The sequence below is a fragment of the Nocardiopsis dassonvillei subsp. dassonvillei DSM 43111 genome (genome assembly GCF_000092985.1).
In the GTDB taxonomy this organism is placed as follows: domain Bacteria; phylum Actinomycetota; class Actinomycetes; order Streptosporangiales; family Streptosporangiaceae; genus Nocardiopsis; species Nocardiopsis dassonvillei.
This window is the reverse complement of sequence record NC_014210.1, coordinates 920,761-942,099: the sequence shown is the minus strand read 5'-3', so window position 1 is coordinate 942,099 and position 21,339 is coordinate 920,761. Positions and strand designations below refer to the sequence as shown.

General features: G+C 72.8%; 14 protein-coding genes. 2 read left to right on the top strand and 12 right to left on the bottom strand.

Annotated features, from left to right (window positions below):
• Positions 1-235: 235 nt before the first annotated feature.
• From NDAS_RS03800 to dnaG, 4 genes are all read right to left on the bottom strand, one after another.
• On the bottom strand, positions 236-3,199 hold the full coding sequence (locus NDAS_RS03800; protein WP_013151816.1) for an FAD-binding and (Fe-S)-binding domain-containing protein: 2,964 nt from the start codon (positions 3,197-3,199) through the stop codon (positions 236-238).
• A 234-nt stretch (positions 3,200-3,433) separates the two neighbouring features.
• Positions 3,434-4,753, bottom strand: coding sequence for a glycoside hydrolase family 18 protein (locus NDAS_RS03795; RefSeq protein WP_013151815.1), 1,320 nt, complete (start codon positions 4,751-4,753; stop codon positions 3,434-3,436).
• A 169-nt stretch (positions 4,754-4,922) separates the two neighbouring features.
• Positions 4,923-6,017: an RNA polymerase sigma factor RpoD gene (gene rpoD, locus NDAS_RS03790; RefSeq protein ID WP_013151814.1), complete on the bottom strand. Its 1,095-nt coding sequence runs from the start codon at positions 6,015-6,017 to the stop codon at positions 4,923-4,925.
• A 119-nt stretch (positions 6,018-6,136) separates the two neighbouring features.
• Positions 6,137-8,008, bottom strand: a complete 1,872-nt coding sequence (dnaG, locus tag NDAS_RS03785; RefSeq protein WP_013151813.1) for a DNA primase — start codon at positions 8,006-8,008, stop codon at positions 6,137-6,139.
• A gap of 210 nt (positions 8,009-8,218) precedes the next feature.
• Between dnaG and NDAS_RS03780 the strand changes: the two genes are divergently transcribed.
• Complete coding sequence (locus NDAS_RS03780) at positions 8,219-9,385, top strand: hypothetical protein (RefSeq protein WP_013151812.1); 1,167 nt, start codon at positions 8,219-8,221, stop codon at positions 9,383-9,385.
• Between the two features lie 33 nt (positions 9,386-9,418).
• On the top strand, positions 9,419-11,062 hold the full coding sequence (locus tag NDAS_RS03775) for a VWA domain-containing protein (RefSeq protein ID WP_013151811.1): 1,644 nt from the start codon (positions 9,419-9,421) through the stop codon (positions 11,060-11,062).
• A 28-nt stretch (positions 11,063-11,090) separates the two neighbouring features.
• Here the strand turns inward: NDAS_RS03775 and mmsB are convergent, their stop codons facing one another.
• The 8 genes from mmsB to NDAS_RS03735 all read right to left on the bottom strand — a co-directional run bounded on the left by mmsB (position 11,091) and on the right by NDAS_RS03735 (position 21,330).
• On the bottom strand, positions 11,091-12,389 hold the full coding sequence (gene mmsB, locus NDAS_RS03770) for a multiple monosaccharide ABC transporter permease (RefSeq protein WP_013151810.1): 1,299 nt from the start codon (positions 12,387-12,389) through the stop codon (positions 11,091-11,093).
• Positions 12,386-13,915, bottom strand: coding sequence for a sugar ABC transporter ATP-binding protein (locus NDAS_RS03765; RefSeq protein ID WP_086000751.1), 1,530 nt, complete (start codon positions 13,913-13,915; stop codon positions 12,386-12,388). The genes mmsB and NDAS_RS03765 overlap by 4 nt, the downstream gene beginning before the upstream one ends.
• Positions 13,916-13,959: 44 nt before the next feature.
• Positions 13,960-15,054, bottom strand: a complete 1,095-nt coding sequence (chvE, locus tag NDAS_RS03760; protein WP_013151808.1) for a multiple monosaccharide ABC transporter substrate-binding protein — start codon at positions 15,052-15,054, stop codon at positions 13,960-13,962.
• Positions 15,055-15,106: 52 nt separating this feature from the next.
• Positions 15,107-16,630, bottom strand: a complete 1,524-nt coding sequence (gene arfA / locus NDAS_RS03755; protein ID WP_013151807.1) for an arabinosylfuranosidase ArfA — start codon at positions 16,628-16,630, stop codon at positions 15,107-15,109.
• Between the two features lie 27 nt (positions 16,631-16,657).
• Positions 16,658-17,527 (bottom strand): carbohydrate ABC transporter permease, encoded by an 870-nt coding sequence (locus NDAS_RS03750; RefSeq protein WP_013151806.1) that lies wholly within the window; start codon positions 17,525-17,527, stop codon positions 16,658-16,660.
• Positions 17,528-17,533: 6 nt separating this feature from the next.
• Positions 17,534-18,472, bottom strand: coding sequence for a carbohydrate ABC transporter permease (locus NDAS_RS03745; protein ID WP_013151805.1), 939 nt, complete (start codon positions 18,470-18,472; stop codon positions 17,534-17,536).
• 11 nt (positions 18,473-18,483) lie between these two features.
• Positions 18,484-19,803: an extracellular solute-binding protein gene (locus tag NDAS_RS03740; protein WP_013151804.1), complete on the bottom strand. Its 1,320-nt coding sequence runs from the start codon at positions 19,801-19,803 to the stop codon at positions 18,484-18,486.
• A gap of 90 nt (positions 19,804-19,893) precedes the next feature.
• Positions 19,894-21,330, bottom strand: coding sequence for an L-fucose/L-arabinose isomerase family protein (locus NDAS_RS03735; RefSeq protein ID WP_013151803.1), 1,437 nt, complete (start codon positions 21,328-21,330; stop codon positions 19,894-19,896).
• Positions 21,331-21,339: the final 9 nt, after the last annotated feature.

The following is a 21,339-nucleotide window of genomic DNA, read 5'->3' as shown; positions in this document are numbered from 1 at the left end:
GCCGCGCGGGCGGGACGACGCCTACGGTAGGTGCTCGCGCCCGGTCCGCGGGACGCGGAGGGGGTCACGGGCGGGGCCCGCGCCGGAACGCACGGTCACCCTAGCCACGGACGCGGTCCGACGAAAGGCTCAGCCTCCGGGCCACCGGCCGGACGCGTCCCCCGGAGGGCCCGGAACTGCGGGAACCCGCTGGGGGTGTCGGCAGGGTCACACGCCTCCCAGGACACGTCAGGAGTCACACACGGTCGGGTCGCCCGGCCGACTCCCGTGCGTCGCGTTCGGCCAGCCCCCGCGCCAGCACCTCGGCCAGGTGCAGCGCCCGACGGCCCGCCCCCTGTTCGATCTGCGTGCGGCAGCTGTAGCCGTCGGCCAGCACCAGCGTGTCCGGGGAGGCGTCGCGCACGCGGGGCAGCAGCTCGCGTTCGCCGATGGCCGCGGACACCTCGTAGTGGCCCTCGGTGAACCCGAAGTCGCCCGCCAGCCCGCAGCAGCCCGAGTCCAGCACCTCTCCGTCGATCCCCGCGCGGGCGATCAGCTCGCGGTCGGCGTCGAAGCCGATCACCGCGTGCTGGTGGCAGTGCACCTGCGCCAGGGCCGAGGCCGCGATCCGGGGCGGCCGCCAGTCCGGCGCGTACTCGTTGAGGAAGCCCGCGAGGGTGTGCACGGCCGCGGCCACCCGCTCGCTGCGCTCCCCCGGGAGCAGCTCGACCAGGTCGTGGCGGAGCGCGGCGGTGCAGCTGGGCTCCAGGCCCACCACGGGCAGCCCCTCCTCCACCAGCGGCTCCAGCGCCCGCACCGCGCGGCGCATCACCGCGCGGGCGGTGTCCAACTGCCCGGTGGACACCCACGTCAGGCCGCAGCACACCTGCCCCCGGGGCAGCACCACGGTGAACCCGGCGTCCTCCAGCACGCGCACGGCGGCCGCGGGCACGTTCGGGTTGAGGTGGTTGCCGAAGGTGTCCGGCCACAGCACCACCCTCGGTCCGCCGACGCGTGCCCGCCCGCGCGCGGCGCGCCGACGGAAGGCGCGGGTGAAGGTGGTGCGGGCGAACGAGGGCAGGTCGCGCTGGGCGGCCACGCCCGCGACCCTCTTGGCCAGGCGCGACACCCCCGGCAGCCGGGCGGCCCGGTTGGCCTCGGCCGGGGCGAGCGCGGCCAGGCGCGCCCAGAGGGGCAGCCAGCCCATGGAGTAGTGGGCGGCCGGGCGGATCCTGCCCCGGTAGTGCTGGTGCAGGAACTCGGCCTTGTAGGAGGCCATGTCCACGTTGACCGGGCAGTCGCTCAGGCAGCCCTTGCAGGACAGGCACAGGTCCAGGCTCTCGCGCACCTCCTCCGAGCGCCAGCCGTCGGTGATGACGTCGCCGCTGGCCATCTCGAACAGCAGGTGGGCGCGGCCGCGGGTGGAGTGCTTCTCCTCCTGGGTGACCTGGTAGCTGGGGCACATGACGCCCGGTCCCTCCTGGCGGCGGCACTTGCCCACCCCGGAGCAGCGGCGCAGCGCCTTGGCGAGGTCGCCCCCGTCCTCGCGGTAGGCCAGTTCGGCCCGCGAGAGCAGCGGCAGCACCGGGCCGGGACCGGAGGGGCCGGGGACGGCGGCCACCCGGACGTCGGCGTCCAGCGGCAGCGGATCGACGATGACGCCGGGGTTCATGAGGCCGGCGGGGTCCCAGATCCGCTTGAACTCGCCGAAGGCGCGGATGAGGGAGGCCGGGTACATGCGGGCCAGCAGCTCCGAGCGCGCCTGGCCGTCGCCGTGTTCGCCCGACAGGGAGCCGCCGTGCCGGACCACGGTGTCGGCGGCCTCCTCCATGAACTCCCGGTACTCGCGCCGTCCCCGCTCGGTGGTGAGCTCGAAGTCGATGCGCACGTGCAGGCAGCCGTCGCCGAAGTGGCCGTAGACCACGCCGAAGCGGCCGTGGCGCTCCATGAGCGCCTCGAAGTCGCGCAGGTAGTCGCCCAGGTTCTCGGGCGGCACCGCGGCGTCCTCCCAGCCCGACCAGGCCTCGGCCCCCGAGGGCGTGCGCTGCGTGAGCCCGGCGCCCTCCTCCCGGATGCGCCAGAGCGCCTTCTGGTGGGCGGGGTCGGAGACGACGAGGGCGTCACGGGGGCGGGAGGCGCCCGACAGGGCGGCGAGCATGCCCTCCGCGGCGTCGGCGGCGTCCTGGGGGTCCTCCCCGGCGACCTCCACCAGGAGCCAGGCCCCGCCCTCGGGCAGCGGTACGCGCGAGCCGGAGCCGAACCGGTCCAGGGAGGCGACCATGCGGTGGTTGATGCCCTCGACGGTGAGCGGGCCGTGGCCGAGCAGGTCGGGGACGGCGTCGGCGGCCGCGGGGGCGTCGGGGTAGCCGAGGACGGCCAGGGCGCGGGCTGGCGGCGACTCGACCAGGCGCACGGTGGCGCCGAGGACGAACACGCAGGTGCCCTCGGTGCCCACGAGGGCGGCGGCGACGTCGCGGCCCTTCTCCGGCAGCAGGCGGTCCAGGGAGTAGCCGGACACGCGGCGGCGGAAGTCGGGCATCGCGGTGCGCAGCTCGGCGCGGTGGGCGTCCACGAGGCGGGCGAGGGCGGCGTGGATCTGGCCCTCGCGTCCGGGGCGCGCGGCCAGGGCTCGGTGCTCCTCGTCGCCGTCGCTGGAGCCGACGGTGAGCCGGGTCCCGTCGCTGAGCAGCACGTCGAGGGAGACGATGTTGTCGGCGGTGGTGCCCCAGGCGACCGAGTGGGAGCCGCAGGCGTTGTTGCCGACCATGCCGCCCACGGTGCAGCGGCTGTGGGTGGAGGGGTCGGGGGCGAAGGTGAGCCCGTGCTCGGCGGCGGCGCGGCGCAGGTCGTCGAGGATGACACCGGGCTGCACCGTGGCGGTGCGCGCCACGGGGTCGATGTGCTCTATGGCGCGCAGGTGGCGGGAGGTGTCGATGACGACGCCGGTACCGATGGCGTTGCCCGCGATGGAGGTGCCGCCGCCCCGGGGCACGATCGCCACACCGTGCTCGGCGCAGGCGCGGACCGCCGCCACGCAGTCCTCGACGGTCTCGGGGACCACCACGGCCAGCGGGACCCTGCGGTAGTTGGAGGCGTCGGAGGTGTAGAGGGCGCGGGTGCCCGCGTCGAAGGCGACCGTGCCCCGGACACGGCTCTCCAGGTCGCGGCGCAGGGCGGCGACGTCGGTTCGGGCTGTGGTGGTGCTGTGCGGGTCGGCCATGGTGCCAGCGTGGCGGCTTCGGCCGCGGCGCCGCAAGCGTGCCGCGCTGCCCGGCCGCACCGCCCCGCCGCGCCGTCCGGAGCCGGGGGCACGGGGGGCGGGGACCGGGGGCGCGGAACCGGGGCCGGTGACCGGGAACCTGGTCGGGTACGCGGAGCCGGGGCCCGGGGTCGGGGCCGGGGCCGGTGCCCGGGTTCCTCCGGAACCTGTGTCCGCGCCGGACATCCCCGGGGGTCAGCCCCCGAGGGACTCGTCCATGGCGCGCACCAGTTCGCCGCGGGGGTCCATGTCCAGGTTCCACACCATGAGCCCGCCCAGCCCCCGTTCGAGCACGTACTCGCCCTTGAGGCGGATCACCTCGGGGTTGTCGTAGGCCCACCACTCGTCGCCGTCCAGGACCCAGGAGGCGCCCGCCTCCTCGTCCAGGGCGCGGGGGCCCTCGATCTCCTGGAGTTCGGAGAAGGCCATGGTCGGGCCGTCGTAGCGGTCCTCGGCGGGCCCCGCGACCGGTTGCCCCGGCCCGGGCTCGGAGGGGTCCTCCAGCCGCCAGCCGCGGCCGAAGGCCGGAACGCCCATCACGAGCCGCTCCGGCGGCGCGCCCAGGTCCACGTAGCGCCGCACGGCCCGGTCGACGCTGTTGGCGTCGGCGTCGGAGGTGTACAGGTTGGAGTGGTAGGCGGTCCGCTCGCTCCACGGGCCGGCGAAGTCGTAGCCCTGCACGGTGGCGAAGTCCAGGTACTCGAAGACCCGCGCGTCGTAGGCCTGGCTGGCCGCGGCCCCTCCGGGCAGCGACGCGGACAGGACGTACTCCTCGCCGGTCTCCCGGGACAGCGCGTCCATCTGGCGGCGGAACTCGGCCGCCAGGAGGGTGAAGTTGGTCGCGTCGTCGGGGTGCTCCACGTTGTCCGGGTGACCCGCTCCCCCGGGCCACTCCCAGTCCAGGTCGATGCCGTCGAAGATCCCGGCCGCCGCCCCGTCGCCGCCCTGCGGCTCGTCCTCGAACACCGGCAGGTCTCCCCGCAGCCACAGGTCCAGGCAGGAGGCCACGAAGGCCTCCCGGGACTCGGGGGTGCGGGCCGCGGTGGAGAAGTGCGTGGACCAGTTCCAGCCGCCCAGGGACAGGCTGGCCCTCAGGTGGGGGTGCCTCTCCTGGAGCTGGCGCAGCTGGTTGAGGCTGCCCGCGAGCTCCTGTTCGTACTCGTCGGCCCGCCCGCTGACGCTCTCGTCGGCGTCGTAGCGCCGCTGGTACAGCTCCCAGGGCTGGTCGTGGGTGCCCGGGATGCGGCACAGGCCCCCGGAGCTGATGTCGCCGAACGCCCACATCAGGCGGGTCAGGTGCTCGGGGGCTCCGCTGTCCTCCAGCTCCTTGACGGTGTAGCCGCGGTTGGCCACGTTCCAGTCGGCGAAGTACCCGAGGCGCTCGGGGTTCCTTCCGGTCGCGGCCACGAAGACCCCCGTGATCAGCACTGCGGCGGCCACGACCGCGCCCAGGACGAGCAGGGGTCGGCGCCGCGGGGGCGGCGCGCCGTCCGGCGGGGCTGGCGTGGTTCTCACACCCACGACGTTAGACGCCGAGCGCGTCGGATGCGGCGGGTCGACACCGGTTCGGCCACATCAGGCCGACCGTCCGCCGGACGGGAACCCCGGGGGCGGCCCACGCGTTGGTGGTGACCGCCGACCGTCCGAACGCGGTTCGGCGCCGTCGAACGCCCCGCGCCCCCGCTCAGTCGGTGCGGATGAAGTCGCGCAGGCTCCCGGCCCGAGAGGGGTGGCGGAGCTTGGCCAGGGTCTTGGCCTCGATCTGGCGGATGCGCTCACGGGTCACCCCGAACTCGCGCCCCACCTCCTCCAGCGTGTGCGGGTGGCCGTCGGCCATCCCGAAGCGCAGCCGGATGATGCGCCGCTCGCGGTCGGACAGGCCGCCGAGGATGGCCCCCAGCTGCTCCTGGAGGACGGTGAAGGCCGCCGCCTCGACGGGGGCGACCGCGTCGGAGTCCTCGATGAAGTCGCCGAAGTCGGACTCCTCCTCGCCGATGGGCGACTGGAGCGAGACGGGCTCCCGGGCGATGCGCTGGATCTCCACGACGCGCTGGCCGACGAACCCGGCGGCCGAGGAGATCTCCTCGACGCTGGGTTCGCGGCCGAGCTGCTGGTGCAGCTGGTGCTGGACCCGGACGACCTTGTTGATCGTCTCGACCATGTGCACGGGGATGCGGATCGTGCGCGCCTGGTCGGCGATCGCCCGCGTGATGGCCTGGCGGATCCACCACGTCGCGTAGGTGGAGAACTTGAAGCCCTTGCCGTAGTCGAACTTCTCCACCGCGCGGATCAGGCCGAGGTTGCCCTCCTGGACGAGGTCGAGCAGGAGCAGGCCCCGGCCCATGTACCTCTTGGCGATGGAGACCACCAGGCGCAGGTTGGCCTCGATCAGACTCCTCTTGGCCCGCCGCCCCTCCTCGACCAGGCAGGCCAGCTCCTCGGCGGTGCGCACGCCCTCCACGGGCGCGCAGTGCTGCGCGTAGAGGCCGACCTCGACCGCCTTGGCCAGTTCGACCTCCTGCTCGGCGCTCAGCAGCGGTACCCGGCCGATCTCGCGCAGGTAGAGGCGGACCAGGTCCGACCCGGAGCGCCTGCCGCCGTCGGCGACGGGGCCGGGGTCCTCGGAACCGGTGTCCTCGGGGCCCGCGACCTCCACGCCGATCCGGGCGAGGTGGGCGACCGCCTGGTCCAGGTAGTCGGGGGGCGCGTCCAGCCGCTCCAGGGCCGAGGCGACCTCGCCGCGGCTGACCGGCCCCGTGTCGGGGAGCAGCCGGACCACCTGTCGAATGGACGGCGTTTCGTTGGTCACAACTGTTGGAGCCACCCGCCCATTGTGCCCTTTCGGGCACCCGGGAAGGGAGAACTACTATTGTCACCCCGGTGCTACATAGTGCCCCGTCACATCTCCTGGAGAGCGCGTTTTTGCTGTTGGAGCGCCATGAGTTCGGTCAGCAGCCGTTGTTGTTCCTCCACCTGGGGAGTTCCCTCCAGGCGGGACAGTTCCGATCTCAGGTTTGACTCGCGCCGGTTGATGGAATGAGTCTTGACTGTGCCCAGTATTTGCCGGGCGTAATGCTCGTCGAGTTCTCCGTAGAACTCCAGCTGTTCCACCACCAAACGGGTGAGGAAATCACGCTGTGTGTCATTGGGGGCGGCCTCGCGCAGGCCGTTCACCCACGCGGCGGGGTCGTGCGCGGCGGCCACCCCGCCCGCGGCGGTGATGAGCCCCAGCACCGCGCGGTGCTGGGGGACGGTGAAGTCCTCCTCGGTGAACGCGTCGAAGCCCACGGCCAGTGAGGGGAACTGCAGGGCGATCTTGAGCGCCTGGCGCTCGCGCTGCACCGAGGGGTCGCCCAGGTTGTAGGGCGCCTCCTGCGCGTCCGGGGTGGGCACGGGCCGCGCGGGGGCCGTCCGCGGCCCGGGACCGCGGCCCCGGGCGCCGCGCATGTGCTGGTTGACCCGGCGCAGCACGAAGGCCTCGTCCAGGATGCCGATCCAGCGGTCCAGGTTCCTGCCGTAGTCGCGGCGCACGCCCTCGTCGCGGATGCTCGCGACCACCGGGGCGGCGGCGTCCAGGGCGGCCATCCTGCCCTCGGGGGTGGACAGGTCGTAGCTCTCCATGACGTTGCGGATCATGAACTCGTACAGCGGGGCGGCGTCCTTGACGAGGTCGACCACGGCCTGCGGCCCGTGCTGGAGGCGCAGGTCGCAGGGGTCGAGCCCGTCGGGCTGCACGGCGACGAAGGTCTCGGAGGCGAACCCGTGCTCCTCGGCGAAGGCGCGCACGGCCGCCTTCTGGCCCGCCTTGTCGCCGTCGAAGGTGAACACGACCCTGCCGCTCTGTCCTGTGCGGCCCAGCAGCATGCGGCGCAGGATCTTGACGTGGTCCTCGCCGAAGGAGGTGCCGCAGGTGGCCACGGCGGTGTCCTCCCCGGCGAGGTGGCAGGCCATGACGTCGGTGTAGCCCTCGACGATGACCGCCTTGCCCTCCCGGGCGATGTTGCGCTTGGCCAGGTCGAGCCCGTACAGCAGCCGCCCCTTGTGGAAGACGGGGCTCTCGGGGGAGTTGAGGTACTTGGGCCCGTCCTCCTCGGGATCGAGTTTGCGGGCGCCGAACCCGACCACCTCGCCGGTGACCTCGCGGATGGGCCACAGCAGCCGGTTGCGGAAGCGGTCGTAGGCACCGCGCCGCCCCTGGCTGGCCAGGCCGCCCTCGACCAGTTCGGCGTCGGTGAAGCCCTTGCGGCGCAGGTGCGCGGTGAGGTTCTCCCATCCGGCGGGGGCGTAGCCGAGGCCGAAGTGCTCGGCGTGCGCGCGGTTGAACCCTCGCTCGTCCAGGAAGCGCCGGGCGGTGACCGCGCCCGGGGAGAGGAGCTGTTCGGCGTAGAACTCGGCGGCGGCGCGGTGGGCGTCGAGCAGGCGCTGGCGCTTGCCGGTGTCGTGCCTGGCGGCGCTGCGCCCGCCCTCCTCGTAGCGCAGGGTGATGCCGGCCTGGCGGGCGAGCGTCTCGACGGCCTCGGTGAAGCTGAGGCTGTCGATCCTCTGGAGGAAGGAGATGGTGTCCCCGCCCTCTCCGCAGCCGAAGCAGTACCAGAGATTTTTGGAGGGGGTGACGTTGAAGGAGGGGGACTTCTCGTCGTGGAAGGGGCACAGGCCCTTGAGCGACCCGCCCCCGGCGTTGCGGAGCTGGAGGTACTCGCCGATCACGTCGGCGATGGGCGCGCGCTCGCGTACGAGGGCGATGTCTTCGTCTCTGATCCGGCCTGCCACGGTCTCCAGGGTAGTTCGCCCCGCCGACGCCGCGACCGCCGTCCGCAGTCCGTTCCGCGGTCCCGCCCGTTCCCGGGCCCGCCTCCGGCCCCGGCGCCGGGGTTTCCCGCCGCGCCACCGGACGGCCACCTGCCGGTCGGCTCCGCGCCCGCGGGCCCTGGGATCATCGGGCTCCCCCGATGACCGGTTCCCCGAGGAGGCTCGGCACAGGTGCGCGGACTCCCCCACACGTCCGGCCGCGGCGCTTTCTGGTTCGTCGTGGTCGCCTCGGTCCTCGCGGTGGTTCTGGCCGTGGCGCTCGGCTTCGTCGTGGTCAACCGCCTGACCGGCGGCGGCACGGTCCTCGTGGAGGGCGTGGTCGGCTCGGAGAAGGTGGAGTTGTTCGGGGACGAGCGGGTCGTGGAGCGCTTCGCCGAACTCGGGTACGAGGTGCGGGTGCGCCCCCGGGGCTCGCGCCTGATGGCCGAGGACGCCGAGGGCGCCGACTTCGTCTCCCCCGGCTCGGGCCCGGCCTCCGAGCACGTGCGCGAGCGGCACGGGATCTCCGCCGAGTACCGGCCCTTCAGCACCCCGATGGTGCTGCTGAGCTACCAGCCGATGGTGGACGCCCTGGAGGGCGCCGGGGTCGCCGAACAGGCCGGGGACGGCACGTGGTCGCTGGACCTGGCCGCCTACCTGGAGCTGACCGAGGAGCGCACCCGCTGGCGGGACCTGCCCGGGGACGCGGTCAGCTCCAGCAACCGCAACGAGGTGCTGGTGCGCACCACCGACCCGCGCACCTCCAACTCGGCGGCGATGCACGTGGCGGCCCTGTCCTACCTGCTCAACGGTGAGGAGGTGGTGGCGCCGGGCGGGGTGGACGAGGAGCTCACCCGGACGCTGTCGCGCCTGTTCCTGGCCCAGGGCCAGCCGCCGGAGTCCTCCCAGCAGCCCTTCGACCAGTACCGCGACCTGGGGTCGGGGCACACTCCGCTGCTGTGGGCCTACGAGGCGCAGTACGTGGACGCGATGGTCAACGGGCCCGCGCTGGCCGACGACGCGGTGGTGCTCTACCCCGGGCCGACCGTGTACGCGGTGCACACCGTCGTGCCGTTCACGGAGGAGGGCGACGCGGTCGGCCGCCTCCTCACCGAGGACCCGCGGCTCCAGGAGCTGGCCACCGCGCACGGGTTCCGCACCGAGGGCGGCACCCGGTTCGAGGACCTGGTGGCCGAGCACGGGCTGCCGGTGCGCACCCGGGTCGCGGACGTGGTGAACACGCCCACCTACGAGGTCCTGGAGGCCCTGCTGACGGGGATCGAGGACTCCTACAGCAGCAACGGGATGCGCCCGCCCGCCCCCGACGCGTCGGTGCACGGCGCCGGGGGCGGGAGCTAGGGCATGGCGGGCGGACACGGAGGCGGGACGGCGATGGCGGCTGGAACGGGAACCGGGAGGATCCGCGGGGGACGCGGGGTCCGCGGCGCGTGCGCGGCGGTGCTCGCGGCGGCCCTGGCGGCGACGGGCTGCTCCGCCCCGGGGGCGGACCCGGACGTGACGCTGCGGATCCTGGCCGGGAGCGAGGTCGCCGACCTGGAGCCGCTGCTGGAGGAGGCCGGGGAGCGCACCGGGGTGACGGTGGAGCTGGAGTACACCGGCACGCTGGACGGCATGGCCCGGATCGCCGCGGGTGACCGGCAGGGCGAGGGCGGGGAGTACGACGCGGTGTGGTTCGCCTCCAACCGCTACCTCAACCTGGACGGCGACGGCCGGTCGGCGGTGCACGAGGAGACGCCGGTCATGGTCTCCCCCGTGGTGCTGGGCGTGGCCGCCGACCGCGCGCGGGAGCTGGGCTGGGACGGGGGCGCGGAGGTGACCTGGTCGGACGTGCACCGGGCGGTCGTAGAAGAAGAGTTGATTTACGGGATGACCAACCCGGGCGCCTCCAACTCGGGTTTCTCCGCGCTGATCGGGGTGGCCTCGGCGTTGGCCGACACGGGCGCGGCTCTGAGGTCGGAGGACGTGGAGCGGGTGGGGCCGGAGCTGGCGGAGTTCTTCGCGGGCCAGGAGGTGACGGCGGGGTCGTCGGGGTGGCTCACGGACGCGTTCGTGCGGCGCGCGGAGAGCGGCATGCCGGTGGACGGGCTGGTCAACTACGAGTCGGTGATCCTGTCGCTGAACGCCTCCGGCGCGCTGGAGGAGCCCCTGACGGTCGTGTACCCGGCCGACGGCGTGGTGACGGCCGACTACCCGCTGACGCTGCTGTCGGACCCCTCCGAGCAGGCGTTGGACGGGTACGAGCGGCTGGTGGGGGACCTGACGTCGGAGGAGACGCAGCAGCAGATCGCCGACCGGACGTGGCGGCGCCCGGTCACGGCCGGGGCCGAGCTGTCCCCGCCGGTGCCCCCGCTGGTGGAGCTGCCGTTCCCGGCGAGCCGGGAGGTGGTGGACGGCCTGGTGGCGGACTACTCGGCCTCGCTGCGCCGTCCGGCGCGCACCGTGTACGCGCTGGACGTGTCGGGGTCGATGGAGGGCGGCCGGCTCGCCGAGCTCCAGTCGGCCCTGGGCGCGCTGACCGGCGCGGACGGCGGTTCGCTGGCCCGGAGCACGCAGGCCTTCCAGGAGCGGGAGGTGGTGACGCTGCTGCCGTTCTCCACGTGGCCCGCCGACCCGCGGACCTTCGTGGTGGAGCCGGGTTCGGTGGACGAGGTCAACGCGGACCTGTCCGCGGCGGTGGAGGGGCTGGAGGCCGAGGGCGACACGGCCGCCTACGACGCCCTGGTGCGGGCGTACGAGCTGTTGGAGAGCGACACGGGCTCGGACGGCGACCCCCTGATGTCGGTGGTGCTGATGACCGACGGCGAGGTGAACCGGGGCGTGGGGCTGGAGGGCTTCCGGGAGTCGCTGGCCGCGCGTTCGGAGCCGGTGGCGCGGGTGCCGGTGTTCACGGTGCTGTTCGGCGAGTCGGACGTGCCGGAGATGACCGAGCTGGCGGAGCTGACGGGCGGCCGGGTGTTCGACGCCCGCGAGCAGGACCTGGAGCAGGTCTTCCGGGAGATCCGGGGATACCAGTAGGGCCCCGGACCTCCCGGAGGCGGTCTCCTCAGGAGGAGGCCCGGGCCCGGTCCGCCGTGGGCGGCGGGCCCTGGGCCCCGTCCCCGCCCCGGCCCGCCCCGGAGGAGGGCGGGGGGACCGGGACGGTGACGGGCCCGGCGCTGACGCGGCGTTTGTTGTAGATGTCGAAGGCGACCGCCAGGAGCAGCACCAGTCCCTTGATGAGCTGCTGCCAGTCCACGCCCAGGCCGATCAGGGACATGCCGTTGTTGAGCACGCCCATGACCAGGGCGCCGACGACGGCTCCGACGACGGTGCCCACGCCCCCGGAGGCGGAGGCGCCGCCGATGAAGGCCGCGGCGATGGCGTCGAGTTCGAACATGGTCCCGGCGCCGGTCGTGGCGGCGTTGAGCCGGGCGGTGAAGACGAGTCCGGCCAGCGCCGAGAGCACGCCCATGTTGACGAACACCCAGAACGTGGTGCGCTGGGTGCGGATCCCCGACAGCGCGGCGGCCTGCTCGCTGCCGCCGACGGCGTAGACCCGCCTGCCCATGGTCGTGGAGCGCATGACGAACGAGTACCCGGCGATGAGCGCGACGAGCAGCACGCCCACGACGGGCAGCCCGTTGTAGTCGGCGAGCACGTAGGTGAACGCCAGGATGGCCGCGACGATCACGGCCGAGGAGGCGGCGGTGACCGGAGCGGACTGGACCGGGAGCCCGTACCCGAGCGAGCGGGACCGCGAGCGCCACTGGATCCACACCAGGGCGGCGGCCCCCGCCGCGCCCAGCAGCAGGGTGGGCAGGTGGAGGCCGTCCCCGGCCTGCCAGGGCAGGAACCCGCTGGCGATGTCGCGCAGGGAGGGCGGCAGCGGCGCCACGGACTCCCCGCCCAGGACGGCCAGGGTCGCGCCGCGGAAGACGAGCATCCCGGCGAGGGTGACGATGAACGCCGGGACCCGCACGTAGGCCACCCAGAAGCCCTGCCAGGCGCCGATGAGCGCGCCGAGCAGCAGGGCGACGGGCACGACCACGACCGTGGGCAGCCCCCAGGAGGTGAGCATGATCGCCGACACCGCGCCGGTGAAGGCCACCACCGAGCCGACCGAGAGGTCGATGTGGCCGGTGACGATGACCAGCATCATCCCGATCGCCAGGATCAGGATGTAGGAGTTCTGCATGATCAGGTTGGTGACGTTGAGCGGGGTGAGGAGCAGGCCCCCGGTGAGGATCTGGAACAGCACGATGATGGCCACCAGGGCGGCGGCCATGCCGTACTGGCGGGAGTTGCCGCGGGTCAGCGCGCCGCCGAGCCGGGAGAGTCGGGAGGTTGCGGTGGGCTCTTTCACGGGTGTCCCCCGGTTCGCGTCATCAGTCTCATGAGGGTTTCCTGGTCGGCCCCCTCACCGGGGACCTCTCCGGTGATGCGCCCCTCGCACATCGTGTAGATCCGGTCGCACATGCCGAGGATCTCGGGGAGTTCGGAGGAGATCAGCAGCACGCAGGCGCCCTCCGCGGCCAGGCGGCGGACGATGAGGTAGATCTCGTACTTGGCGCCGACGTCGATGCCGCGGGTGGGCTCGTCGAGGATCAGCAGCTCGGGTCGGGTGAACATCCACTTGCCCAGGACGACCTTCTGCTGGTTGCCGCCGCTGAGGGTGCGCACGGTCTGGGCGGGGCCCTGGCTCCTGACCCGCATGCTCTGGCTCATCCGGGCGGCCTCCACCACCTCCAGGCCGGGGTCGAGGACGCCGCGCGCGGACACGCGGTCCAGGGCCGCCAGCGTGGTGTTGTGGCGGATGTCGTCGTCGAGGAGCAGGCCGAGGGTCTTGCGGTCCTCGGGCACGTAGGCGAGACCGCCGCGGATGGCGTCGGCGACGCTGGCGGTCGCGAGTTCGGCGCCGTCCTTGAGCAGGGTGCCGCGGACGCGGCGCCCGTAGGAGCGGCCGAACAGGTTCATCGCGAACTCGGTGCGCCCGGCGCCCATGAGGCCGGCCATGCCCACGACCTCCCCGGCGCGCAGGGTCAGGTCGACCCCGTCCACCACGCGCCGTCCGGCCTGGGTGGGGTGGTCCACCGTCCAGTCGCGGACCTCGAAGCGCACCCGGCCGACCTCGCCGGTGCGCGGGGGGTGGCGCTGGTCCAGAGCGCGGCCGACCATCCCGCGGATGATGCGGTCCTCGTCGATCGAGGGGTTGCCGTCGGCGTCGCGCTCCACGGCGAGGGTCTCGACGGCGCGGCCGTCGCGCAGGATGGTGACCTCGTCGCACACGCGCACCACCTCGCCGAGCTTGTGCGAGATGAGGATGCACGTGACGCCCTGGTCGCGCAGGTCCAGGAGGAGTTCGAGCAGCCGGGTGCTCTCCGCCTCGTTCAGCGCGGAGGTGGGCTCGTCCAGGATGAGCAGCCGCACCCGTTTGGCCAGGGCCTTGGCGATCTCCACGAGCTGTCTGGCGCCCACGCTCAGCGCCGAGACGGGCGTGGCCGGGTTCTCGTCCAGGCCGACCCGGCGCAGGAGTTCGCGGGCCCGGGCGTGGGTGGCGCCCCAGTCCAGGACGCCGTAGCGGGCCTGTTCGTGGCCGAGGAAGACGTTCTCGCTGATGGACAGCTGCGGGATGAGGGCGAGTTCCTGGTGGATGATGGCGATGCCCGCGCGCTCGCTGTCGGCCACGCCGGAGAAGGAGCAGGGCTGTCCGTCCATGAGGATCTCGCCGCCGTGGGAACCCGTGGGGTGGACCCCGCTGAGCACCTTCATCAGCGTCGACTTGCCCGCGCCGTTCTCCCCCATCAGGGCGTGGACGCGGCCGTGGCCGACGGTCAGCGACACCCCGTCCAGGGCCCGCACGCCGGGGAAGTCCTTGCGGATGTCGCGCATCGTCAGGAGCGGCCCGCCGGGGGCTGGCCGCCTCTCCTCCGTCGTCACTGGAGCTCGGACTCCTCGTAGTAGCCGCTCTCGACCAGGACCTCGTGGTAGTTGTCGGCGTCCACCGAGACGGGGTCGAGCAGGTAGGAGGGGACGACCTTGACCCCGTTGTCGTAGCTCTCGGTGTCGTTGACCGGGACCTCCTCACCCTGTACCAGGGCCTCGACCATGTCCACGGTCTGGGTGGCCAGGGTCCGGATGTCCTTGAAGACGGTCTGGGTCTGCTCCCCGGCGATGATGGACCGGACCGAGGCGGCCTCGGCGTCCTGGCCGGTGATGACGGGCAGCGGCCGGTCCTCGGTGCCGTAGCCGACGGCGCGCAGGGACTCGATCACGCCGAGGCTCATGCCGTCGTAGGGCGACAGGACCGCGTGCACCTCCTCCTCGGAGTAGTGGGCGCTGAGCAGGTTGTCCATGCGGTCCTGGGCGACGGCGCCGGACCACTCCTGGGTGGCGATCTGCTCCATGGAGGTCTGGCCGCTGCGGACGACGAGGCGGCCGTCGTCGATGTGGGGCTGGAGCACCGACATCGCCCCGTCGAGGAAGTAGGAGGAGTTGTTGTCGTTGGGCGAGCCGCCGAACAGCTCGATGTTGAAGGGACCCTCCTCGTTCTCCAGGTCGAGGGCTCGCACGATGTACTCGCCCTGGAGGACGCCCACCTGGAAGTTGTCGAAGGTGGCGTAGTAGTCGACGTGCTCGCTGCCGAGGATGAGGCGGTCGTAGGCGATGACGGGGATGTCGCTGGAGGCGGCCATGTCGAGCACGTCGCCGAGGGCCTCGCCGTCGATGGAGGCGATGACCAGGACGTCGGCGCCCCGGGTGATCATGTTCTCGATCTGGGAGACCTGGTCCTCCACGACGTCCTCGCCGTACTGGAGGTCGGTGCCGAAGCCGCGGGCCTCGAACTCGGCGACCATGTTCTCGCCGTCGTTGATCCAGCGCTCGGAGGACTGGGTGGGCATGGCGATGCCGACGACGCCGGCCTCGCCCTCGGGCCGCGCGGCGTCGCCGACGCCTCCGCAGGCGGTGAGCAGGAGTGTGCCGCACAGTGCGGCGGCCAGGAGGGGTGTGCGTCGGGGATGGGGGGTCATGCGTTCGCCTTTCTGGGCGTGGTCCGGGCGCGGACGCGCACCGGGGTTCCGGTCAGTTCCGACTGGTCGAGAGGGTGATGACGGACCAGGACACGGGGGGCAGGACGGCGGAGAGCCTGCCGCCGTCCAGGGTCACGCCCCCGGCCGGTCGCGGGACGACCCGGTCGGGGGCGTCCATGGTGTTGTGGGCGTAGGGGTCCTCGTCGCTGAGGGTCCGGGCGTCCGTGACGGCCGTCGGGGCCAGGCCGCGCAGGTCGGCGGCGAGGGCGAGGTGCTGGTCGGTGGAGCGGTTGACCGCGAACAGCGACGCGGTGCCCTCCTCCTCGTCGAAGGTGACGACGGCGTCCAGGAGCGGGATCTCGCCGTGGCTGGCGGTCGTGTACCGGGGCGCGGTGACGCCGGTGTGCAGCACCCGGCCCCGTGCGGCCCGAGCGGTCAGGGCGAAGGGGTGGAAGACGGTCTGGCGCCACGCGGGGCCGCCGGGCTCGGTCATGATCGGCGCGATGACGTTGACGAGCTGGGCCTGGCTGGCGGCGGTGACCCGGTCGCCGTGCCGGAGCAGGCTGATGAGCATGTTGCCCACGACGACGGCGTCGGCGACGCTGTAGCGGTCCTCGATGACGCGGGGCGCCACCTGCCAGTCGTCTGCGGGCTGCGCGGCGGCCCGGGCCTGGTGGCGGCTCAGGTACCACACGTTCCACTCGTCGAAGGAGAGCTGGATGCGTTTGGGGTCGCGCAGGCGCGCGCCGACGGCGTCGGCGGTGGAGACGACGGAGTCGATGAAGCGGTCCATGTCGGTCGACGAGCCGAGGAAGTCGGCCAGGTCCCCGTCGCGCTCCTCGTAGTACGCGTGCAGCGAGATGTGGTCCACCGCGTCGTAGGTCTCCTCCAGGACGGTGGCCTCCCACTGGCCGAAGGTGGGCATGGCCGATCCGGAGCTGCCGCAGACGACCAGTTCGAGGTCGCGGTCGGCCATCCTCATGGCGCGCGCCACCTGCCCGGCCTTGCGTCCGTAGGAGCGCGCGTCGAGGTGGCCGATCTGCCAGGGGCCGTCCATCTCGTTGCCCAGGCACCACATGCGGATGCCGTGCGGTTCGGGGTGCCCGTTGGCGGCGCGCTGGTCGGACAGGTGGGTGCCGCCGGGGTGGTTGCAGTACTCCAGCAGGTCCAGGGCCTCGGCCAGGCCGCGGGTGCCGAGGTTGACCGCCATCATCGGCTCGATGTCCAGGCCGCGGCACCAGGCGGTGAACTCGTCGAGGCCGAACTGGTTGGTCTCGATGCTGTGCCAGGCCAGGTCGCGGCGGACCGGTCGGCGGTCCCGGGGGCCGACGCCGTCCTCCCACCGGTACCCGGACACGAAGTTGCCGCCCGGGTAGCGCACGGTGGTGACGCCCAGTTCCCGGACCAGGTCCGCGACGTCGCGTCGGAAGCCGTCGGCGTCGGCCGTCGGGTGCCCGGGTTCGTAGATGCCGGTGTAGACGCAGCGGCCCATGTGCTCGACGAACGAGCCGAAGGTGCGGCGGTGCACGGGGGAGACGATGGCCGCCGGGTCGACGGTGACGGAGGCTCGGAGCATGCGTTCTCCTCGGGGTGGTTGGTGGGGTCAGCCCTTGATGCCCGCTCCGGCCACACCGGTGACGATGTGGCGCTGGAAGAGCAGGAAGACGACCAGCAGCGGGACCGCTCCCAGCACGGCCGAGGCCATGACCTGGGCGTACTGGACCCCGTACTGTCCGGCCACGGTGCCCAGCCCGACGGTGAGCGTCATCATCTCGGGGTCGTTCGTGACCAGGAAGGGCCACAGGAAGTTGTTCCAGGCGCCGATGAAGGCGAAGATGCCGACCGCGGCCAGGACCGGCCTCGACAGCGGCAGGATCACGTTCCACAGGACGCGCGGCGCTCCGGCGCCGTCCATCCTGGCGGCGTCCTCGTACTCGCGGGGGATGGCGTCGAAGAAGCGTTTGAGGATGAACACGAACACCGGCGCGACCACCTGCGGCAGCGCGACACCCCAGTAGGTGTCCACCAGTCCGAGCTGGGTCATCAGGACGAACTGCGGCACGATCAGGGTCTGAGGCGGGATGAGGATGCCGCCGATGACGAGCGTGAACAGCCACGGCCTGCCGCGGAAGTCGAAGCGGGAGAACCCGTAGGCGGCCAGGACGCAGACCACCAGGGTGAGGGCGGTGACGATGGCCGTGGTGATGAGGGAGTTCGCCGTCCAGCGCAGGATGTCCCCGCGCCCCAGCACGAGGGCGTACGCCTCGAAGGTGGCGTTGTCGGTGAGCCAGGAGGGCGGCATGACGGTGGTCTCGCCCTCGGGTTTGACCGAGGTGGCGAAGGCCCACAGGAGGGGGACGAGCCAGAGGGCTCCGGCCAGGGCGGAGACCGTGTAGAGGGCGATCGTCCCGGGGGAGGGCGCGCGCCGGGGCCGGTGGACGCGCCGCGCGGCGGGGGCGGTGGGGGCTGCCATGGCCGGTCAGGCCTCCTTCCGTGCGAAGAGGCGGAACTGGGCTATGGAGGCGACGACGACCAGGGCCATGAAGACGTAGGCCATCGAGGAGGCCAGTCCGATGCGCAGGCCCACGAAACCGGAGTCGTAGATGTACTGGATCGCGGTCCTGGTGGCGAAGTTCGGGCCGCCCGAGGTCATGAGGTAGATCTGCTCGAACACGCGCAGGGAGCCGATGAGCTGGAGCACGGTGATCAGCGCGGTGGTGCGCGCCAGCATGGGCAGGGTGATCCGGCCGACGCGCTGCCAGGCGCCCGCGCCGTCGATGGCGGCGGCCTCGTACACATCCTTGGGGATCGACTGCATGGCCGCGAGGTAGAGCAGGTAGTTGAAGCCGACCTGCCACCACGCGGTGGCGACGACGACCGAGAGCATCGCCGTGTCCTCGCTGAAGAGCCACTCGACGCCGTCCAGCCCGAGCTGTCCCAGGACGCCGTTGAACAGGCCCAGGCTGGGGTTGTACATCCAGTTCCAGACGAGGGTCATCACCGCGACCGGGAGCACGAACGGCGCGAAGAACGACAGCCTCAGGAACCACCCCAGGCGCCGGGCGTGGTCGGTCAGCAGGGCGAGGGCCAGGGCCAGCGCGACCATGAGGGGGACGCTCAGCACCGTGAACCACAGGGTGTTCCACAGCGCGTCCCACATGTCGGGGTCGGTCAGGCTCTCCCGCCAGTTGTCCAGTCCCACGAAGGAGACCGGCCCCCCGGCCAGGCTGCGGTCGGTGAAGGAGTAGACGAGCCCGACGAGGGCGGGCCACAGGAGGAAGAGCAGGTAGAAGGCGAGGAAGGGCAGGACGAACCACAGCCCGGTCCACACGGCGGGCCTGCGGCGCACGTCCACGGGGCCGCGGCCGGAGGGACCGGAGGCCGCGGTCCTGGGAGGCGCTGGGGTCTGGGCGGTCATGGCGGACTCCCTCACACCGGTGACGGCACGGTCAGCAGGTCGCGGATGGCTCCCTTGAGCTGTTCCAGCGCCTGTTCGGGTGTCTGGGTCCCCTGGTGGAGGGTGGTGAGCGGGCCGTTGGCCTCCTCCTGGAGGCGCCCCGCCGAGCCGCTGAACCAGGCCTCGGGCTCGAACTGCACGTTCTCGGCCGCCTCGCGGTACGCGGACTGGGGGTGCAGCGCCTCGTACTCGGCGCTCTCGACCACGGGCCGGTAGGCGGGGATGTGGCCGCCCCCGGCCCAGGTGAGGCTGTGGCGCAGCATCCATGCGGCGTATCCGACGGCGGCCCGGATCCGCTCGGGGTCGGGGTCGCGCTGGTGCGGGAACACGTAGCAGTGCGAGTCGCCTCGGGTGCGGCGGTTGCCGAAGACGTCGGGGAACTGGGACGCCGAGAAGGCCGTTCCGGCGGCCTCCAGCGTCGGGATCTCCCAGTTGCCGTGGATCATCAGCCCGGCCCTGCCGTTGGAGAGGTTGGCCGCGGTGTCGGCCAGCATCGAGTGGCGGGGCGCCAGCTCCTCCTCGGAGAGCCGGTACATGACCTCCATGGCCGCCAGGGCCTTGTCGTCGTCCATGGTGAAGTCGTCCTCGCCCAGGAGGAGTTCCCCGTCCTGCTGGCGGTAGAGCGCCCAGAAGTTGGGCCAGGGCTGCCAGGTGTCGACGGACAGGCCGTAGGCCCCGGTGACCGCCTTGATCTCGCGGAGCATGGCCATGTAGTCGTCCAGCCCGCTGACCTGGACCAGCCGGTCGTCGGCGTCGAGCAGTCCGGCCTCGCGGCACACGTCGAGGTTGTGGTACTGGATCAGGACGTGCGTGTCGATGGGGACCGCGTACAGCTGCCCGTCGAAGAAGCACTTCTCCCAGACGTTGGGCGGGATCACGGTGTCGTCGATCCCGGCCTCGGCCAGCAGCGCCGGGTCGACCGGGTCCAGCAGCCTCCCGGGGGCCAGGCTCTCCAGGCGGGAGACGTGCACGGTGGCGATGTCGGCGCCGCGCCCTCCCGCCGCGCCCATCGCGACCTTGGTGTAGAAGGGGGAGCCCCAGGTGAAGGTGGTCGCCCGGAAGTCGACCTCCGGGTGCTCGGCCCGGTAGGCGTCGTGCATCTCGATCATCCGCAGGCCGTCGCCGCCCGAGAAGAGGTTCCACTGCCGCAGGCGGGTGTCCCCGGTCAGCAGTGCGTCGGGGGGCGCGCAGCCCGCGGCGGCCAGTCCGGCCGCGGCCAGGGCGCCGGTGAGCAGGGCCCGGCGACCGGGCCCGACGTGTGGTGGGGGGTGGTGGGGGGTGGTGTCGCGCACGGTGTTCTCCTTGCGCCTGGGGGCCGGGAGGGACCGCCCGGGGCCCTCCGTCTGGGGGGTGTGGACGCGCCGGGGCGCTCGGCGTCCGGGTCAGACCCGGACGTACTCGATTCCGGACAGCTCGCACAGGACCCGCCAGTCCTGCGCACGCGCCCCGGTGTTCATGACCATGTGGTGGGTGCCGCCCGCGCGGAGCCAGGCGTCCATGCAGGCCCGCACACCCGTCTCGGGGCGGAACTGGCCGTAGGGCATCTCCAGGGAGGGCAGTTCGGGGGCGTCGATGACCTCGCCCTCGGCCACGACCAGGCGGAACTCCTCTCCGCCGAGGGCGACCAGGGAGGCCAGGGTGGCCGGGCCCGGCCGGTAGCGGAACACGATGGTGGGCGGGTCGCCCAGGCCGCCGATGCCCAGCGGGCGCTTGACCAGCCGGATGGGCTCGTCCTCGCGGGCCACCCTCCAGTTCCCCTCGCCCATGTGGCTCATGAGGATGGAGTCGCTGGGGAAGTCCATCGCGTACATCTCGGTGAAGTGGCCGTCCCCGGCGAGCTGGTGCCCGGCGTAGACGATCGAGGCGGCCAGGACGTCGCCCTCACCGGCGAACCCGTACCCCTGGGCCATCAGGGTGGAGGCGGCGGCCATCGGCAGCCGGGCGAAGCGGCCGTCCTCCCCGATCGCGTCGAAGTGGGTGGAGTAGGCGCCGCACCCGGACTCCTCCAGCAGCCGTTCGATGCCCAGCTGCATGCGGGCGTGGTCCTCGCGCTCCTCCTCGGACAGGCGGCCGTCCACCTCCAGGGCCCCGTCCTCCCAGGCCATGAGGTCGCGCACGGCCTGTTCGGGCAGGTCGGCCATGGTCCGGTGCAGGGCTCCGGGCGCGATGACGTGGACCTCGGGGCCGAGCCTGCGCAGCAGCGCGGTCTCGTCCACCCTGGCGTCGCCCATGCCGTTCATGGGGTAGCCGAACACGCCGACCCGCAGCCCGCGCAGGGCGGTGACGGCGCGGGCCGCCCGCGCCCAGCGGTCCACGCGCGCGGCGAACTCCGGGCTCTGCCACTCGCCGGTGAGGACCTCGAAGGGCAGCCCCGCCCGCACCATGGCGTTGGCGGTGTCCTGGGCCCCGTGGATGCCCTGGTTGTAGGTCATGTCGTCCATGTCCCAGGACGGGCTGACCGCGGGGTCGGGCTGGATGTTGGCCAGCGCCAGGGGCAGGTGGGTACGGGCCAGCGCGCGGGTGACGCGCAGGGAGGGGCCGTAGGTGAGCATGACGACCAGGACCCCGTCGAGTCCGGCGGCCTCGAAGCCGCGGATCGCCTCCTCGGCGTCGGCGCGCCCGCGCACCGGCGGGGCCACGGTCCACTCGGCGACGCCGGAGAGGCGTTCGGCCACCCGGGCCGCGTACGCCGCCTGGTGCTCGGTGATGCCGGGGATCATGTCGTCGTAGAGCGGCTGCATGATGCCGAGCAGGCCGACGCGGGGGGCGCGGGCGCGCACGGGAGGGTGCTCGGTGGCGGGGGGCGTGGGTACGGTCACGGTGCTTCC

Bases quoted from the DNA above. Each gene is read 5' to 3' on its own strand.
- NDAS_RS03800 (WP_013151816.1), bottom strand. From the start codon at position 3,199: ATGGCCGACCCGCACAGCACCACCACAGCCCGAACCGACGTCGCCGCC.
- NDAS_RS03765 (WP_086000751.1), bottom strand. From the start codon at position 13,915: ATGCGCGACATCCGCAAGGACTTCCCCGGCGTGCGGGCCCTGGACGGG.
- NDAS_RS03775 (WP_013151811.1), top strand. From the start codon at position 9,419: ATGGCGGCTGGAACGGGAACCGGGAGGATCCGCGGGGGACGCGGGGTC.
- arfA (WP_013151807.1), bottom strand. From the start codon at position 16,630: ATGCTCCGAGCCTCCGTCACCGTCGACCCGGCGGCCATCGTCTCCCCC.
- NDAS_RS03745 (WP_013151805.1), bottom strand. From the start codon at position 18,472: ATGACCGCCCAGACCCCAGCGCCTCCCAGGACCGCGGCCTCCGGTCCC.
- chvE (WP_013151808.1), bottom strand. From the start codon at position 15,054: ATGACCCCCCATCCCCGACGCACACCCCTCCTGGCCGCCGCACTGTGC.
- NDAS_RS03750 (WP_013151806.1), bottom strand. From the start codon at position 17,527: ATGGCAGCCCCCACCGCCCCCGCCGCGCGGCGCGTCCACCGGCCCCGG.